Source organism: Shimia aestuarii (assembly GCF_900114635.1).
Taxonomy (GTDB): domain Bacteria; phylum Pseudomonadota; class Alphaproteobacteria; order Rhodobacterales; family Rhodobacteraceae; genus Shimia; species Shimia aestuarii.
The window spans coordinates 163,636-180,245 of record NZ_FOTQ01000005.1; the positions used below are offsets into that span (position 1 = coordinate 163,636).

Consider the following 16,610-nt stretch of genomic DNA (forward strand, 5'->3'; position numbering starts at 1 on the left):
AATAGAAACACCACCTTGCAGGGGGCGCGCATGTCCAAGGGCAAAACCTCGAAAACTATGGTCTGGATCCTCATGGCCATGCTCATCCTTGGCCTTGGCGGCTTTGGCGTGACCAACCTCTCGGGCGCCGTGCGCACCATCGGCGATGTCGGGGGCAAGGAAATCTCGATCAACGACTATGCCCGCGCCCTTCAGGACGAGCTGCGCGCCATCGAGGCCCAGACAGGACAGCCCATGTCCTTCGCACAGGGGCAGGCGCTCGGCCTTGATCGCGCCGTCCTCGGGCAACTTGTCGTGCGCCGCGCGATGGACGCGGAAAACACCCGGCTGGGCATTTCGATCGGGGATGAAAACCTGCGTCGTGAGCTGATCTCGATCCCGGCCTTCCAGGGGCTTGACGGCGGCTTCGACCGCGAAGCCTATGCCTTTGCCATCGACCAGGCTGGCATGAACGAAAGCGATTTCGAAGACAGCGTGCGCGAAGAAACTGCGCGCTCGCTGCTGCAGGGCGCTGTCGTGTCGGGCATCGCCATGCCCGCCGCCTATGCCGACACGGTGATCGGCTATGTCGCCGAACAGCGCGACTTCACCTGGACCCGCCTCTCCGAGGACAACCTGACCCGCGAAATCCCAGAACCGACCGAAGACCAGATCTCGGCCTATTACGAAGCCAACATCGATGATTTCATGGTCCCGGCGACCCGCCAGATCACCTATGCGTGGCTCAGCCCAGAGATGATCATCGACTCCGTGGAGGTGGACGAAGAGGCCCTGCGCGCGCTTTATGACGAGCGCAATGACGAGTTCAACCGCCCCGAGCGCCGCCTTGTCGAACGGCTGGTCTTCCCCAACATGGAAGCCGCCGAAGTCGCGCGAAAACAGCTTGACAATGGCCAGACCACGTTTGAAGCCCTGGTTAAGAGCCGTGGCCTGGAACTGTCGGATATCGATATGGGCGATGTCTCCATGGCCGAGCTTGGTCAGGCCGGTGCCGCCGTGTTCGAGGTGCCCACCGGCGCCATTGCAGGTCCCGTTCAGTCCGACCTTGGCCCGGCCCTGTTCCGCACCAACGGCATCCTGCCCGCCCAGTCCACAAGCTTTGAAGACGCCCGCGCCGACCTGCGCGAGGAACTGGCCGCCGAACGCGCGCGCCGCGTGATCGACGCCCAGATCGGCGATATCGACGATCTTCTGGCCGCCGGGGCCACGCTCGAGGAACTGGCCAAGGAAACCGAGATGCAGACTGGCACGCTGGACTGGCACGAAACCGTAGAACACCCGATCGCGGGCTATGAAGCTTTCCGCGCCGTGGTCGGCGTCGTGACCAAGGACGATTTCCCGCAGATCGAAGTGCTTGAGGATGGCGGCATCTTTGCCCTGCGCCTTGATGGCGAAACCGAGGCCCACCCGGCCCCGCTTGACGAGGTGCGCGAAGAAGCCGCCGCCGCATGGCGCGCCGCCGAGGTCGCCACGGCCCTCAACGCGCTGGTCGAAACGCTGATGCCGCGCCTTGAGGAAGGCACCGATTTCACCTCTTTCGGCTTCAACGCCATCGAGGAAACCGGACAGGACCGCAGCGCCTTTGTCCCCGGCACCCCCCAAGGCTTCATGCAGACCGTGTTTGACATGGCACCGGGCGAGATTCGCACCATGCCGGACGGCGCGGGCCTGACCCTCGTGCGATTGAACGCAATCAACGCGCCCAGCACCGGCGCCCCCGAGATTGCCGCCGTCGCAGGCAGCATCACGCAGCAGGTCTCCGCTGGTATCGCGCAGGACATCTTTGACGCCTATGCCAACAGCTTGCAGTCTGCCTATCCGGTCAACCTGAACCAGCAGGCGCTGAACGCCGTGCATTCGCAGCTCCAGTAACGAGAAAGGCCGCCCCTTGGATCTCGTCCCGTCTTTCGAAGAGTTTGCTCCCGCATATGACGCCGGGCAAAATCAGGTCGTCTACACCCGTCTGGCCGCCGATCTCGACACGCCCGTGTCGCTGATGCTCAAGCTCACGGGCGCCCACAAAGACGCCTTCATGCTCGAGTCGGTTACAGGCGGCGAAGTGCGCGGGCGCTATTCGATCATCGGTATGAAGCCGGACCTGATCTGGCAATGTCACGGGACCGAAAGCCGGATCAACCGCGCGGCCCGCTTCGATCCTGACGGGTTCGTCGCACAGGACGGCGATCCTCTGGTCAACCTGCGCTCTCTGATTGCCGAAAGCCGCATCGACCTGCCCGAGGACCTGCCGCAGGCCGCGGCGGGCCTGTTCGGCTATCTTGGCTATGACATGATCCGGCTCGTCGAACACCTGCCCAACATCAACCCTGATCCGCTTGGCCTGCCCGATGCCTGCATGATGCGCCCCTCCGTGGTGGCCGTGCTCGATGGCGTCAAGGGCGAGGTCACGGTCGTCTCCCCCGCGTGGGTCAGCGACGGCCAATCGGCCAAGGCCGCCTATGCGCAGGCCGCCGAACGGGTGATGGACGCGGTGCGCGATCTGGAACGCGCCATGCCACAGGCCGCGCGCGATCTGGGCGAAGCGCATGAAATCGCGCCCCCGGTGTCGAATTTCACCAAGGAAGGCTACATGGCCGCCGTCGAGAAGGCCAAGGACTACATCCGCGCCGGTGACATCTTTCAGGTTGTCCCGGCACAGCGCTGGACGCAGGAATTCCGCCAGCCCCCCTTCGCGCTCTACCGCTCGTTGCGGCGCACCAACCCGTCGCCCTTCATGTTCTATTTCAACTTCGGCGGCTATCAGGTCATTGGCGCAAGCCCCGAGATCCTTGTCCGGGTCTTTGGCAACGAAGTCACCATCCGCCCGATCGCAGGCACTCGCCCCCGTGGCGCCACACCCGAAGAGGATAACGCGCTTGAGGCCGATCTGCTCGCGGACAAAAAGGAACTGGCAGAACACCTGATGCTGCTCGATCTGGGCCGCAATGACACCGGCCGTGTTTCGAAAATCGGCACCGTGCGCCCGACCGAGCAATTCATCATCGAACGCTACAGCCACGTGATGCACATCGTCTCCAACGTCGTCGGCGAACTGGCCGAGGACAAGGACGCGCTCGATGCCTTCTTTGCAGGCATGCCCGCCGGCACCGTCTCGGGCGCCCCCAAGGTGCGCGCGATGGAGATCATCGACGAGCTCGAGCCGGAAAAACGCGGCATCTACGGCGGCGGTGTGGGCTATTTCAGCTCGGGCGGCGACATGGACATCTGTATCGCCCTGCGCACCGCGATCGTGAAGGATCAGAAACTCTATATCCAGGCCGGCGGCGGCGTGGTCTATGACAGCGATCCCGAGGCCGAGTATATGGAAACCGTGCACAAATCCAACGCCATCCGCCGCGCCGCCGCCGATGCCGCACGTTTCTCGGGCAATGGGAACCACTGACGCGAATCTTTGGTCACGCATCAAGGCAGTCAGGCTGGCTCAAACCGAAATTTGTGACCGTTCAGCAATTAGAACACTGCAACCCACGCACGCTCACCGCACCCTATTTGGGCATCGTGGTCCGGGCCTTGGCACGCGAACGGCTTGGCTTGGCAGAAACCGGCTCGGCGCGCGTGGCCGCCTCCCTTTCAAGACGCGCCTTGCGGAGACGGGCCGTCTTGTTTTCTCGCTGCTCTGCTTCATCGTCCAGAATTCCCCGCACGATACGGGTGGTCTTGTCCATCAGCGTTTCCGCGCGCGGTGGTGTCGGTTTGAACAATGTTGTCTTGGTAAGCTTGGTCATTTTTACGTCTCCTCTACGTAAACCTCCCCTTTGGTGCACCACTCCGCCAAACATGACACGCGCCAAAGTATCCTGCTTCTGGAACTCGGGCATGAACCCTGCCGGACTGGTGCCAGCTAGGCGGTCTCATGCGAGTTCGAAATCGCCCGTGACCGTCCGATCTGGCGTGAAACCAGCCGATTCTGCCGCAGAGATAAAGGCAGTACGCGCCGCGCAGACCGACACAAGGCAGGACATAGCAGCATCAATCTGGTCAATGGCGCTGTCTCGACACTGATCGGCAACGGGCCATTTGTTTCGCAGCCAATAGGCTGCCTGTTCAATCGTTGTGAACTTTTGCTTGCCACCTTCCGGTGACAGGACAAATGTCATGGGGTTTCCCCAGTTAATTTCTATCAAGGTAATGGTTCCTGTATTTTTTGGACGCGGCGCCGTCACACGACAGCGCCGCATCAAAAGAAAAGGCGGGAACAGCAACAAAGCTGTACCCGCCTTGAATTCTTTTCGGCGTGGTTTTACGCCAGTGCGATATTCGACGCAGATTCACGTCCGTCGCGACCGCTCTCGATGTCGAAAGTCACGTTTTGACCATCGTCGAGCTGCTGAAGTCCGGCGCGTTCAAGCGCGGAAATGTGGACAAAAATGTCCTTCGAGCCATGCTCAGGGGCGATAAAGCCAAAACCTTTTTGAGCGTTGAACCATTTCACGGTGCCATTTGCCATCGTGTCGTCTCCTAAAAATATTTTGCCATCCACACAACGCGATGACCCGGCCCAGTGTCGTCGTAAAATCAACTGGGGCCGTTAGGAAACAGAAGGTCTTAAGAAGAAGCTTGCACAGTAGATGTAGGCTGACTTGGTCACGATTGCAAGGGCCTTGAATTGTGAGCGTCAAAACGAGCGATTGGCGCGATATGCCAAATGCAAGACGCACCGATGTGCGCGCGCGGACACTGACGGTCTCAAGGCCCTTGCGGATCATGGACCAAACGGAAAGATCTCTCTTGCATATCGCGCGACCCTACTCGGCTCCTAGTTCAGCACAACATTTTGGGACAACATGGCGCTCGTGGCCTTCGCCATCGGACCAGAAGCCAGCGTTGCGTCCCGCACCACCGTGACCTCGTACCCGCGATTGCGCGCGGCAAGCGCGGTTTTCTGCACGCAGTAGCAAAAATCCAGCCCCACAATCCGCAAGCGCCCCACGTTGAGCTGTTCCAACAGCGCGTCCAGTTCGCCGGTCTCAAACCCGTCCTGCACACGCTTGGCCAGAACGTGATCCGCCACCCCGACAAACGGATCGGCCAACCCGGTCCCTGCCGTACCTTCCACTGCCGCGCCCTGCATGGACAGGCGCGCAACAACCTTGGTGGATGGGATCGACCATTCCTGACGCAGCGCGACCACCGGATGACCAGCCGCCTTGGCCGCGTCGATCTCCCGAAAAATCGCCACCTGCGCCGCCGCCTTGGCCGCGTCGTCATAGGGACCGTCGTCCCAGAAAACCGTTTGCAGATCGACCAGCAAGAGCGCCGTTTCGGCGCGCGCGCCGATCGGCATGCCCTGACTGACCGCCCCGATCCGCCAGACACCATGCCCCAGCCATCCCACGGCGATCAGAACTGCCAACCCCCCTGCATAGACATAGGTCATTTCCCGTCTCCCGCGGCTTGTTTCATCTTGTCCGTCACGGCCAGAACCACCTTCAAGGCCGTCGCGATCTCCTCGGGGTCCAACCCCGCGCTGATCCTGTCCAGCAACGCCATTTCCCGCGAGATGATCTCTTCGATCACGTCCCGCCCGCGCGCCGTCAGTGCCACAAGCGGCGATCTCTTGTGTCGTGGATTTGCGCGCTGTTCCGTGAACCCGGACGTCAGCGTCTCGTTCACCATCACCTGCACATACTGCCGTTTGATTTCGAGCCGCTGGGCAAGGTCTGGCACGGTCAAATCGCCATGCTCCCGCAAAATTTCAAGCACCGCACGCATGCGCACGGTCAATTCCGTTTCCCGGAGTCCCGCCTCTACACAAGCTTCGGTGGCCTGCATCAGAGGGCGCGACATCCAGACGAGTCGGTATAGGTCTGCGTTTTTCATATTTGACATTATACTTGTCGTTTTGACATGTGCAATGTCAAAAATGGAAGAACGTCAAACCTCCAAGGCCCGCAAAAGATCAAAGACCTGCTCCCGCATCCAGACGGCCAGCGGTGTCCGATCCGACCGTTTGTGCCAAATGCCGATGATCAGCGGCGGGTCGATCTGCATGGGTGGCTCAAACACGCGCAAACCGAACGTCGGGGCCACCTTTTCAGCCAGCTGCGCAGGCACCAGCGCAATCAGGTCGCTCTCACTCACCGCGCGACAGACCCCGGAAAAAACCGGCACCGTCATGGCGACCTGTCTTTTCTTGCCGACCTGAGCAAGTGCGGCATCCCCCATTGCCGCAAGATTGCCTTCGGGCGAAAACAACACGTGATGTAATGCGCAAAAGACGTCCATCGGCATGACCGCGCCGGGGATCACCCCAGACAGACCCGGATTGGCGCGCCGCGCGATAACCTTGAACGGCGAATGAAACAACGGCGCCCGGTTGACCCATTCCGGCATAGCCGCATCCGGGATAAGCGCGATGTCGGCGTTGCGCTGTTCAAGGCTGGCGACATAGTCATGCGGCACCAGGTCGACAAGCTGCGCGCGAATACCCGGCGCGCGCTTCTGCAACAGATCGCCAAGCTTCGGCATCAACAGGTCGGCAAAGAAGTCGCTGGCCGCGATCCTGAATGCACCGCAGGCCGTTGCGGGATCAAACGCGGCGGGCGGCGCAAGTATCTGCTCAAGCCTTTCAAGCTCTTCGCGCACCGGTTCACGAAGCCCGTTTGCATAATCGGTTGCCACAAGCCTGTTCCCGTGCCGGACAAAAAGCGGGTCATTCAACCCTTGGCGCAACCGCGACAGCGCCCCGGACACCGCCGATTGCGAGAGGGCCAGCCGCTCTCCGGCCTTTACGGTCGACCCTTCTCGAAACAGGGCGTCGAGTACGCGCAACAGGTTGAGGTCAAAAGTTGCGAAATTCACCTTGTCGATACCTATTATTCATAAAATCGGTTTGCCCAATACCGTGGCGGACCCGTACCCTGCTGTCAACACAAGCACCATCCAAGCCTTTCCCAGCGGCAGAGAGACCCCAATGCTCAGCAAACCCATCGTCTATCACATTCCCGTCTGCCCGTTTTCCCAGCGTCTTGAGATCCTGCTCACACTGCGCGGCCAGAAAGACGCCGTAGAGTTCCGGGTTGTCGACATCACCAAGCCCCGCGATCCCGAGCTTCTGGCCAAAACGCGGGGCACCACCGCCCTGCCCGTGCTCGAAACACCGGATGGCACCATCCTCAAGGAAAGCCTCGTCATCCTGCGGTTTCTCGACGAGGTCCTCGAAGGCCCCGCGCTTCGACGCAGCGATCCCACGGAACACGCGATTGAATCCATGCTGATTGCCAAGGAAGGCCCATTCACCATGGCCGGCTATCTTTACGTAATGAACCAGGACCGTGCCGGTCGCGATGATCACAACAAAAAGCTACTGGCGCTCTACCGCGACATAAACGATTTCCTCGCCTATCACGCCCCACAGGGCCCGTGGCTTTTCGAATGCTTCGGTCTGGCCGAGGCTGTCTTTGCGCCGATGTTCAAACGGTTCTGGTTCCTCGATTACTATGAAGGCTTTGAACTGCCCGAAGGTAAGGAGTACGACCGGGTGCGTGAATGGCGCCGCGCCTGTCTGGATCATCCCGCAACGGCACAGGTCAGCGAAGAGGAAATCGTCAAGCTCTACTACGACTATGCGCTTGGTGCCGGAAATGGCGCGCTGCCAAAGGGAAGAAGCGTTTCAAGCTTTGCCTTTTCCCCCGCATGGCAGGATCGACCCTGGCCGCCGCGCAACAAGTATGATCACATGGCCAGCGACGCGGAACTGGGGCTCGCAGGCTAAGATCCCGTCTTCTGCGGGGTCACCCCCTCTGCACTTCGGGAAAGCCGCCAAGCCGGGTGCGCTTTCCATCCGTCAGCCCGTTCACCTTCTCAACGATTGCGGCGGCATCAATGCCGTGATGCCGGTACAGATCACCAATGGTGCCGGTCTGGCCAAAATGCTCGACCCCCAGCGGTAATGTCTGGTGCCCCTGCACGCCCCCCAGCCACGAAAGCGTTGCCGGATGCCCGTCAATCACCGTGACAATCCTGCAATGGGGCGGCAGCGGCTCCATGAGCGTCTCGATATGGGACCGCGCGGACCTGTTCCCGCGTGACCGCGCCCTCTGCGCGGCCGTCCACCCGGCATTGAGCCGATCTGCTGACGTCACGGCCAGCACCCCGATATCGCGGCGCTCTTCACCGATCATGCCCGCAGCCCTGATCGCCTCGGGCGCAACCGCGCCCTGATAGGCAATCACGACCTCGCAATTCGGACCGGGTTCGCGCAGCCAATAGGCCCCGTCGATCGCGCCCTGCCGGAACCCCGCATCGTTACGCTTGCCCGGTTGTTCAATAGGGTTGGTTGTCAGGCGCAGGTAAACCGACCCGCCGGTTTCATCCCGCAACCACGTGCGCTCGTCCGGATCGCCCTCCCCATCGCGCTGCACATAGTCAAACGCCCATGCCATGATCACCGCAAGCTCGTCGGCAAAGGCGGGCTCGAAACTCGCCAGCCCGTCCTGACTCATCCCGATCAGAGGCGAGCCGACCGACTGGTGCGCACCGCCCTCGGGCGCCAGCGTCACACCGGACGGTGTCCCGACAAGGATGAAACGCGCATCCTGATAGCAGGCATAGTTCAACGCATCGAGGCCGCGTGCCACAAAGGGATCATAGACCGTGCCAATCGGGATCAGCCGTTTTCCGAACAGCGAATGCGACAAGCCCGCCGCGCCCAAAAGCAGCATCAGGTTCATCTCCGCAATCCCAAGCTCGATATGCTGCCCTTCGGGGTCAAACTCCCATTTCGCAGTCGATGGAATGCGATTCTCGATAAAGGCGTCCGCCTGCGCCGTGCGCGCAAAAAGCTTGCGCCGGTTCACCCAGGGCCCGAGGTTGGTGGTCCCCGTCACATCCGGCGACGTGGTCACGATCCGCTGGGCCAGCACGCTGTCCCCCTTGGACAGATCGTCAAGGATCTTGCCAAAGGCCATCTGGGTCGAGGTTTCCCGCGCCGTGTCGACCCCGATTTCGGGCACCGCCAGCTTGTCGTCGACAAAGCGACGGCGGCCCTTGGAAAAGAACGCCACCTCCGACAGGAACCCGCGCAAACCGTCCACGTCCTCGACAGTCGCCATCGGATCCCATTCTTCGCCTTCGGCCACGCCCATATGCGCCTGCCACGCGGCGAACTGGCTCTTGTTCATCAGCCCGCCATGGTTGTCCTTGTGGCCCGCGATCGGGGTGCCCCAGCCCTTGATGGTATAGGCCAGGAAACAGGTCGGACGGTCGTGATCGATGGCGTCAAAGGTCTCGGCCATGGTCTCGACGCAATTGCCGCCAAGGTTCTCCATCAGCGCGGCCAACTCATCGTCGCTGCGCCGTTCCAGAAGGGCGCTCACATCCCCCTGGTCGCCCAGATCGTCCATCAGCCGCTTGCGCCAGACCGCCCCGCCCATGAAAGTCAGCGCCGAATATTCCTGGTTCGGACAGGCGTCGATCCAGTCCCGCAGGCGGTCCCCACCCGGCTCTTCAAAAGCGGCGCGCTGCATCGCGCCGTATTTGACCCGCACCACATCCCAGCCAAAGGCGTCAAAGATCTTTTCGATCCGTTCGAACAACCCCTCGCGCACGATCCCGTCCAACGACTGACGGTTATAGTCGATCACCCACCAGGTATTACGCAGATCGTTTTTCCAGCCTTCCTGCAGGGCCTCGTAGATATTGCCCTCGTCAAGCTCGGCGTCCCCCACCAACGCCACCATCCGGCCCAGCGGCAACGCCCCGCCCCAACTCTTGGCGGCGACATAGTCCTGAATGATCGACGCAAACGACGTAATCGCCACGCCCAGCCCCACCGACCCGGTCGAAAAATCCACGTCATCAATGTCCTTGGTGCGGCTGGGATAGCTCTGCACCCCGCCAAAGCCGCGGAAATTCTCGATCTTCTCGCGGGTCTGCTGGCCCATGAGATACTGCATCGCATGGAACACGGGCGAGGCATGCGGCTTGACCGCCACCCGATCTTCGGGTCTCAGCGTGTGGAAATAGAGCGCCGTCATGATCGACACCATCGAGGCCGAGCTGGCCTGGTGCCCGCCGATCTTGATCCCATCCACCTTGGGGCGCACGTGGTTGGCATGGTGGATCATCCAGTGCGACAACCACAGCAGGCGCTGTTCGATGGTTTTCAGATGGGCAATGTCGGCGCTCATGATCCCGGCTCCTTATTCAGCGGCGTGGCGGGTCGGCAGGCGCAACGCCTGTTCCAGATCTGAAAGGATATCTTCAACCTCTTCAAGCCCGACCGACAGGCGGATCAACCCATCGCTGATCCCGTGTTCGGCCCGCTCCTCGGGTGTATAGGTCGAATGCGTCATCGACGCCGGATGCTGGATCAGCGTTTCCGCATCGCCCAGCGATACGGCCCGCTTGATCATCCCCAACGCGTTCATGAAGGCGATCCCGCCCGCCATGCCGCCTTCGACTTCAAAGGCGATCATGGCGCCGGGTTTGTCCATCTGCCGTTGGGCAAGGCCATGCTGCTCAAAGCTTTCCAGCCCCGGAAAGGACACGCTGCGCACCGCCGGGTGGCCCTCCAGGTATTCCGCCACCACCTGGGCCGAGGCGCAATGCCGCTCCATCCGCAGCGCCAGCGTTTTCAGCCCGCGCAGGATCAGCATCGCGTTGAACGGCGCCATGACCGCGCCGGTCATGTCCTTCATCCCCACTAGACGGATCTGCTCGACCAACTCGGCGCTGCCCGCCACAAGCCCGGCAACCACGTCGCCATGCCCGCCCAGGTACTTGGTCGCGGAATGCACGACGATATCAGCCCCGATCTCGATCGGCCGCGTGAGATAGGGCGTTGCATAGGTGTTGTCCACCACAACCACGGCCCCCGCCGCATGGGCAATGGCCGACATGGCCGCGATATCCACCAGCCGCATGTTCGGATTGGCCGGGGTTTCGAAATAAACCACCCGGGTCTTGTCGCTGATCGCCGCCTCAAGCTTTGCGGGATCGGTCATGTCCACATGGGTGATCGTCACCCCCCACTTGGCCAGCCCATGCCGCATATAGGCGAATGTGCAGCCATAAAGGGTCTTGTCCACAATCACCTCGTCGCCCGGCGACAGAAGCGTCCAGAGAACCGCCGTGATGGCCCCCATCCCGGAAGACAGCGCCAGCCCCGCCTCGGCCCCTTCCAGAACGGCAATCCGCTGTTCCAGCAGATCACAGGTCGGGTTGGAAATCCGGCTATAGATATGGCCCTGCCGCTCCCCGGCAAACATCTCGCCCCCGGCTTCTGCGGTCTCAAAGGCAAATGTCGACGTCAGATGCAGCGGAGGCGTCAACGCGCCTTCGTTCTGCATGGGATCATAGGCGTGGTGAATGGCGCGCGTGGCGAAACCGGAACTGTTTTTCATGGCGACCTCCTAGGTGACCTCCTGACTGGACAACACAGGTATTCTGTCCTGCCTCAAAGGGCATTTGCTTGCCAATTATGCCACCTATAGTTAATCCTTTGGCATTATCTGCCAAGGATACCCGTAATGGATAGCAAAGACCGCCAAATCATCCGCACACTGCAAGCCCACGGCCGCATGACAAACCAGGATCTGGCCGAGCGCGTAAGCCTCTCGCCCTCTCCCTGCCTGCGTCGCCTGCGCCTGCTCGAGGAAAGCGGCGCAATACGGGGCTACAGCGCCGAGGTCGACGCCAAGGCCTACGGGCTCCCCATCACCGTTTTCGTGCGTGTCCGGCTGGAAAGGCACAATGAAGAAGACGTCAAGCGCTTTGAAAGCAGGGTGATGGATATTGACGAAGTGCTGGAATGCCACGTCCTCACCGGGGCGTCGGACTACCAGCTTCTCGTCGCGGTGGCCGATCTCGATGCCTACGAAGACTTTATCCGCAACCGCATCCACCGCATCGGCGGCATTGCCTCCATCGACACCAGCTTTGTCTATGGCACAGTCAAGAAAACCTCGGTCTTCCCGATGCTCTGACCAGGTGTGCCCCCAAGCCGCGCCGACAATGCCCCTCAGGCACGCGCGTTCCGCATCAGGAACCGCTCCATGGCGTCGTTCACCGCTTCTGGTTCTTCGATCGTCGAACTGTGCCCGGCTCGTGGCACAATAACCAACTCGGCCCCCTTGATTGCGGCGTGCATTCGCTCGGATTTCTCTGGCACCGTCGCGACGTCTTCATCCCCCACCACGATCAGCGTCGGCAGGTCGATCCGCCCAAGTTCAGGCATGATGGGCGCACGCTCGACCACCCCCATGACCGCCCGCGTGATCCCGATCCGATGGTTGGCGATCATCGCCGCCTTCCAACGCGCCCGCTCCTCGGCCCTTGCAGGATCGTTCAGAAAGGTCTGACCGAACATGATCGGCATCACCTGGTTTGCCACCGCCCAGAGCCCGATCCAGCGCGCCACGAAGTTGAGCTTGCGATATTTTGGCCCGTTTTCCTCGGGTTCACCGTCCGCCGAGGTTTCAAGCAACATGAGCGCCTTCAGAAGGTCAGGCCGCCGCGCCGCCAGCCGCATCCCGACAAATCCCCCCATCGACAGCCCGGCAAAATGCACGGGCGCCACCCCCAGATGTTCGATCAACGCCGCCGCATCCTCGCTCAGCGTGTCCATGTCATAGCCATCCGCCGTCACCCCGCTCTGCCCCTGCCCGCGATGATCAAACGTGATACAGCGAAACCCGAGCGCGCTGAAATGCGCCACCTGTGCCTCGAACATGGCCCCGCTCCAGAGCAGGCCATGGGAAAAGACGATCACCTCACCATCCCCCCCGGTATCGGTATAGTGAATATGGGCACCGTTCAGATCGGCATGGGGCATGGGACAATCTCCGTGATGAGTCGTGTTCGCGTCCTGCACAGCCTAACACGGCTCCGGCATCCGGGAACCCAAGCCCAACGCATCTTTGTCGAGATGGTCCATATCCTCCCGCTCAAGGGGTTGCGCGTCGGGCAACGGGTCAAGGCCGGCCAACTGGTCGGGTATATCCAAAAGGCCAACCGCTCCAGTATTGGCACCCCCCACATTCATTTTGCTGTGCGCCGCTGCAACGACTGGCCCACATGCCATGTCGATCCGAACTATTTCTGGAGCGACGGAGTCGGCAAAGTCTCGTGCCACAAGTCGTCCAAAGCGCTGCCCCGGGGGGACGGATCGTTGCCCCGCTTCCCTGCTAGGCGTCTATCTGCTTAACAAAACCTTTCGAGCGCTGCGTTAAACTTGCCGATCTGGGCAAAATCCCGATCCCGCACCGACGCAATACCGACGTGATAACGACGTGATACCGAACCGGAAAAACGCGCCTTTTCAGCGCGTTAATCCAGTTTTCCCAAGAATGCCGGAAATTGACTCAGTCGATCGTGTTCAACGCGGCCGAAACGGGGGCCAACGCAACGGTTCCCGCCCGGTCCTGCAATCCCCAGACGAGAAGCGCCGCAACCGTCTCTTCGCGCAGGCGGCCCAGCATAATCACGCCATCCTCCTGCCCGGCCTTGAAGGCCGCCTGGTCCAGGAAACGGCGCATCACCACCGCCGACTGCCCCTTGCCATCAAAGTCGCGGAACACCGTCGCCGAGGGCACACCTTCCTTCGCGGCCAGCTTCTGCGCGGTGTTGAGCCCATTGGGGAACATCACCAGCCCGTGACCGCTCTGAGCGAGCATACCGGCGACCTGGTCCGACACCACCTTGGTCCCCTGCAGGCCATCGCCAAGCCCTTCCATCACGCCCACCGCCTGCGGCATCACCGACAGATGCGCGCTCAGTGCCACCTCAACGTCCGACGCCGTCGCGGCGCTGGGAATATCCACCATGGCCAGAACTTCAAAGCCCTTATCCCGATACATTGCGGCCTTTTCCCGAACCTCCGGGTCCAGCGTCGACACCGCGACACTCAAGGGATAGGGAAAGGCGGACAGCGCGTCGGGATCGACGCTTGTATCGCCCACATCCACCAGCACGATCGCCATCACCGGCTTGCCTTCCGGGTTCTCCAGCGGTTCCGCATTGGCCACCACGGGGCGCGGTGCTGCAGGGGCCACAGTCGCTTCGACACTTTCGTCGCCGCCGACCGTGGGCAGGCGTTCGGATTTGTGCTGCGGGAAGGTCTCGTCAAGATCACCTGCCGGTTTCAGCATCGACCCATCGTCTTCTCCTGCAGGGGGCGAGCCCGCCTCGGCCTCGGGCGTCACGTCCTCGGCCGACTCCTCTTCCATCGGCTCGGGGTCCTTCGCCGGTGTCGGGAAAGCACCCTCCTCGCTCACTTCCGGGGCCTGCGGCTGCGGTGGGTTGACCGAGATCGACGGTTCGTCCTCGGTGCTGGGCGCATCCGGGGTTTCGGCCTGCGGATTGGGCAGGACCGGGCTTTCGCCTTCCACCTTTACCGCGCCGTCTGCATCCGGGCTTTCCGGTTGCATCAGCGAGGCTTCGTCCATCCCGGCTTCCGGTTTGGGCGCCGGCGCCGTGTCCGTCAGCGGCGGCTCCACATCTTCGCTGGGTGCGGCCACTTCGGGTTGTACCGGCTCGTCCACGGTTGTGTCGGTCCGCGACGTCGTTTCCGGCGCGCCGCTATCGGCGGCCTCGACTGCACCGGCTGTTCCCTCGACCGCAGAGGTCTGCGGCGTCACCGTCGCCGGGAGCGGCGCCAACAGGGACGCGATTCCCACAACCACGGCCACAACGATCGCTCCCCAGAAAATCCCTGACAAAAATCCACGCAACATCTGTCCTGCCCTCTGTTTGGCATTGCTTTATGAGGCGATACTGCCCGCGCCCCCCTTGACCCTGTGCGTCAAGCCTGAACATGTATACCGCGACGTGGGCCCCGGCCTCTACCCCGTTTCGCATCTTTGGGAAAAGAACCAGAAAAATGCTGCTCCTGATCGATAATTACGACAGTTTCACCTACAATCTTGTGCATTATCTCGGCGAATTGGGGGCAGATGTTCAGGTCTGGCGCAACGATGCGCTGACCGTGCAGGACGCGATGGGCATGAACCCTGCGGGAATCCTGCTCTCTCCCGGCCCCTGTGATCCCGATCAGGCGGGCATCTGCCTTGCCCTGACCGAGGCCGCGGCGGAAACCCGCACCCCTCTCATGGGCGTCTGCCTTGGACATCAGACCATCGGTCAGGCGTTCGGGGGCAAGGTCGTGCGCTGTCATGAAATCGTGCATGGCAAGATGGGCGTGATGCACCACACGGGAAAGGGCGTGTTCAAGGGACTGCCCAGCCCGTTCGAGGCCACCCGCTACCACTCCCTCGTGGTCGAGCGTGAAAGCCTGCCGGACTGTCTCGAAATCACGGCCGAACTCGAAGATGGCACCATCATGGGGCTGCAACACCGCGAGTTGCCGATTCAGGGGGTTCAGTTCCACCCCGAATCCATCAAGTCCGAGCACGGCCACGCCATGTTGCGGAACTTCCTCGACATGATGCCCCAGACCGAAGGTGTGCCCGCATGATTGACGACATCAAACCCCTCATCGGCACCGCCGCAGACCGCCCCCTGACCCGCGAAGAGGCCGAGGCTGCCTTTACCTTCTTGTTTGAAGGCGAAGCCACCCCGTCCCAGATCGGCGGCCTTCTGATGGCCCTGCGCACGCGCGGGGAAACGGTGGATGAATACGCCGCCGCCGCCGCCGTCATGCGCGCCAAATGCAATGCCGTCAAAGCGCCCGAAGGCGCGATGGACATCGTCGGCACGGGCGGTGACGGCAAACATACGCTCAATATCTCCACCGCCACCGCCTTTGTCGTGGCTGGCGCGGGCGTTCCGGTGGCCAAACATGGCAACCGCAACCTGTCGTCCAAATCCGGCACCGCAGACGTGCAGACCGCCATGGGCATCAATGTCATGGTTGGCCCTGCCGTGGTGGAAAAGGCGCTCGCGGAATGCGGCATCGCCTTCATGATGGCCCCCATGCACCATCCCGCCATGGCCCATGTCGGCCCGGTGCGGGCAGAACTCGGCACACGCACCATCTTCAATATCCTCGGTCCACTGACCAACCCCGCCGGGGCAAAACGCCAATTGACCGGCGCCTTCACCCGTGACCTGATCCGCCCCATGGCCGAAACCCTTGGCCAGCTGGGAAGCGAGCGGGCCTGGCTGGTGCATGGTTCGGACGGCACTGACGAACTGACCATCACCGGCATCAGCTGGGTCTCGGCGCTGGAAGAAGATGGCAGCATCAAGGATGTGGAGCTTCACCCCGAGGATGCGGGCCTTCCCGTGCACCCGTTCCAAGACATCGTCGGCGGCACCCCCGAGGACAATGCAGCCGCGTTCCGCGCCCTGCTTGACGGGGCCCACTCGGCCTATCGTGATGCGGTCCTGCTCAACAGCGCCGCCGCTTTGGTGGTGGCCGACGCTGCCGAAGACCTGCGCGCGGGGGTGGAGAAGGCGCGCGAAAGCATCGACAGCGGCGCAGCCCGGAGCAAGGTCGAGGCGCTGGCCAAAGTCACCTCGGCAGCAGCTTGACGCGCAATTGCGCCGAGCCGCGCTTCGCTGAAGGAAGGCAACTAATGCCGCAAAACGCTTCGTTTTCCTCAGCCTCGCGCCCAGCCTCACCCAATCGCCGCCGCATGGGGGCGCGGCAGCGATGCGCGGCAGCCCGATGGGCCTTGATTCCGCGCTTG

16 protein-coding genes are annotated in these 16,610 nt (G+C 61.9%); 6 read left to right on the top strand and 10 right to left on the bottom strand.

The annotated features are described in order from the left end of the window. Positions 1 to 30 precede the first annotated feature (30 nt). Together BMZ35_RS13275 and trpE are read left to right on the top strand one after the other, a co-directional pair. Positions 31 to 1,872, top strand: coding sequence for a peptidyl-prolyl cis-trans isomerase (locus BMZ35_RS13275; RefSeq protein WP_093094337.1), 1,842 nt, complete (start codon positions 31 to 33; stop codon positions 1,870 to 1,872). A gap of 16 nt (positions 1,873 to 1,888) precedes the next feature. Then, positions 1,889 to 3,400 (top strand): anthranilate synthase component I, encoded by a 1,512-nt coding sequence (gene trpE, locus BMZ35_RS13280; protein WP_093094338.1) that lies wholly within the window; start codon positions 1,889 to 1,891, stop codon positions 3,398 to 3,400. A gap of 103 nt (positions 3,401 to 3,503) precedes the next feature. On the opposite strand, the gene BMZ35_RS13285 is transcribed toward trpE, so the two are convergent. From BMZ35_RS13285 to BMZ35_RS13310, 6 genes are all read right to left on the bottom strand, one after another. Further along, a complete protein-coding gene (locus BMZ35_RS13285; protein ID WP_093094339.1) occupies positions 3,504 to 3,743 on the bottom strand; it encodes a hypothetical protein in 240 nt (79 codons plus the stop codon). A gap of 126 nt (positions 3,744 to 3,869) precedes the next feature. Next, on the bottom strand, positions 3,870 to 4,223 hold the full coding sequence (locus BMZ35_RS13290; protein ID WP_341350635.1) for a DUF982 domain-containing protein: 354 nt from the start codon (positions 4,221 to 4,223) through the stop codon (positions 3,870 to 3,872). A 35-nt stretch (positions 4,224 to 4,258) separates the two neighbouring features. Next, complete coding sequence (locus BMZ35_RS13295) at positions 4,259 to 4,465, bottom strand: cold-shock protein (protein WP_093094340.1); 207 nt, start codon at positions 4,463 to 4,465, stop codon at positions 4,259 to 4,261. A 309-nt stretch (positions 4,466 to 4,774) separates the two neighbouring features. Next, positions 4,775 to 5,395: a cysteine hydrolase family protein gene (locus BMZ35_RS13300; RefSeq protein ID WP_093094341.1), complete on the bottom strand. Its 621-nt coding sequence runs from the start codon at positions 5,393 to 5,395 to the stop codon at positions 4,775 to 4,777. Next, on the bottom strand, positions 5,392 to 5,838 hold the full coding sequence (locus tag BMZ35_RS13305; protein WP_242654795.1) for a MarR family winged helix-turn-helix transcriptional regulator: 447 nt from the start codon (positions 5,836 to 5,838) through the stop codon (positions 5,392 to 5,394). Before BMZ35_RS13305 ends, BMZ35_RS13300 begins: the two co-directional genes overlap by 4 nt. A 54-nt stretch (positions 5,839 to 5,892) precedes the next feature. Then, positions 5,893 to 6,819, bottom strand: coding sequence for a LysR family transcriptional regulator (locus tag BMZ35_RS13310; protein ID WP_093094343.1), 927 nt, complete (start codon positions 6,817 to 6,819; stop codon positions 5,893 to 5,895). 112 nt (positions 6,820 to 6,931) lie between these two features. On the opposite strand from BMZ35_RS13310, the gene BMZ35_RS13315 reads away from it, so the two are divergent. Beyond that, the gene (locus tag BMZ35_RS13315) at positions 6,932 to 7,732 is read left to right on the top strand and encodes a glutathione S-transferase family protein (protein WP_093094344.1); all 801 of its coding nucleotides are present in this window, start codon (positions 6,932 to 6,934) and stop codon (positions 7,730 to 7,732) included. 19 nt (positions 7,733 to 7,751) lie between these two features. Here BMZ35_RS13315 and BMZ35_RS13320 read toward each other — a convergent pair whose 3' ends face one another. Next, on the bottom strand, positions 7,752 to 10,148 hold the full coding sequence (locus tag BMZ35_RS13320; protein WP_093094345.1) for a 1-deoxy-D-xylulose-5-phosphate synthase N-terminal domain-containing protein: 2,397 nt from the start codon (positions 10,146 to 10,148) through the stop codon (positions 7,752 to 7,754). Positions 10,149 to 10,160: 12 nt separating this feature from the next. Continuing rightward, entirely contained in the window at positions 10,161 to 11,363 is a 1,203-nt protein-coding gene (locus BMZ35_RS13325; protein ID WP_093094346.1) for a methionine gamma-lyase, read from the bottom strand. Between the two features lie 126 nt (positions 11,364 to 11,489). On the opposite strand from BMZ35_RS13325, the gene BMZ35_RS13330 reads away from it, so the two are divergent. Then, positions 11,490 to 11,945 carry an Lrp/AsnC family transcriptional regulator gene (locus BMZ35_RS13330; RefSeq protein ID WP_093094347.1) on the top strand — a complete coding sequence of 152 codons (456 nt, stop codon included), beginning with the start codon at positions 11,490 to 11,492 and terminating at the stop codon, positions 11,943 to 11,945. 35 nt (positions 11,946 to 11,980) lie between these two features. Here the strand turns inward: BMZ35_RS13330 and BMZ35_RS13335 are convergent, their stop codons facing one another. Together BMZ35_RS13335 and BMZ35_RS13345 are read right to left on the bottom strand one after the other, a co-directional pair. After that, positions 11,981 to 12,793 carry an alpha/beta fold hydrolase gene (locus tag BMZ35_RS13335; RefSeq protein ID WP_093094348.1) on the bottom strand — a complete coding sequence of 271 codons (813 nt, stop codon included), beginning with the start codon at positions 12,791 to 12,793 and terminating at the stop codon, positions 11,981 to 11,983. A gap of 529 nt (positions 12,794 to 13,322) precedes the next feature. Then, positions 13,323 to 14,693 carry a divergent polysaccharide deacteylase family protein gene (locus BMZ35_RS13345; protein ID WP_093094349.1) on the bottom strand — a complete coding sequence of 457 codons (1,371 nt, stop codon included), beginning with the start codon at positions 14,691 to 14,693 and terminating at the stop codon, positions 13,323 to 13,325. A gap of 146 nt (positions 14,694 to 14,839) precedes the next feature. Between BMZ35_RS13345 and BMZ35_RS13350 the strand changes: the two genes are divergently transcribed. Beyond that, positions 14,840 to 15,433 (top strand): anthranilate synthase component II, encoded by a 594-nt coding sequence (locus BMZ35_RS13350; RefSeq protein WP_093094350.1) that lies wholly within the window; start codon positions 14,840 to 14,842, stop codon positions 15,431 to 15,433. Next, positions 15,430 to 16,452: an anthranilate phosphoribosyltransferase gene (gene trpD, locus BMZ35_RS13355; RefSeq protein ID WP_093094351.1), complete on the top strand. Its 1,023-nt coding sequence runs from the start codon at positions 15,430 to 15,432 to the stop codon at positions 16,450 to 16,452. The genes BMZ35_RS13350 and trpD overlap by 4 nt, the downstream gene beginning before the upstream one ends. Positions 16,453 to 16,610 lie beyond the last annotated feature (158 nt).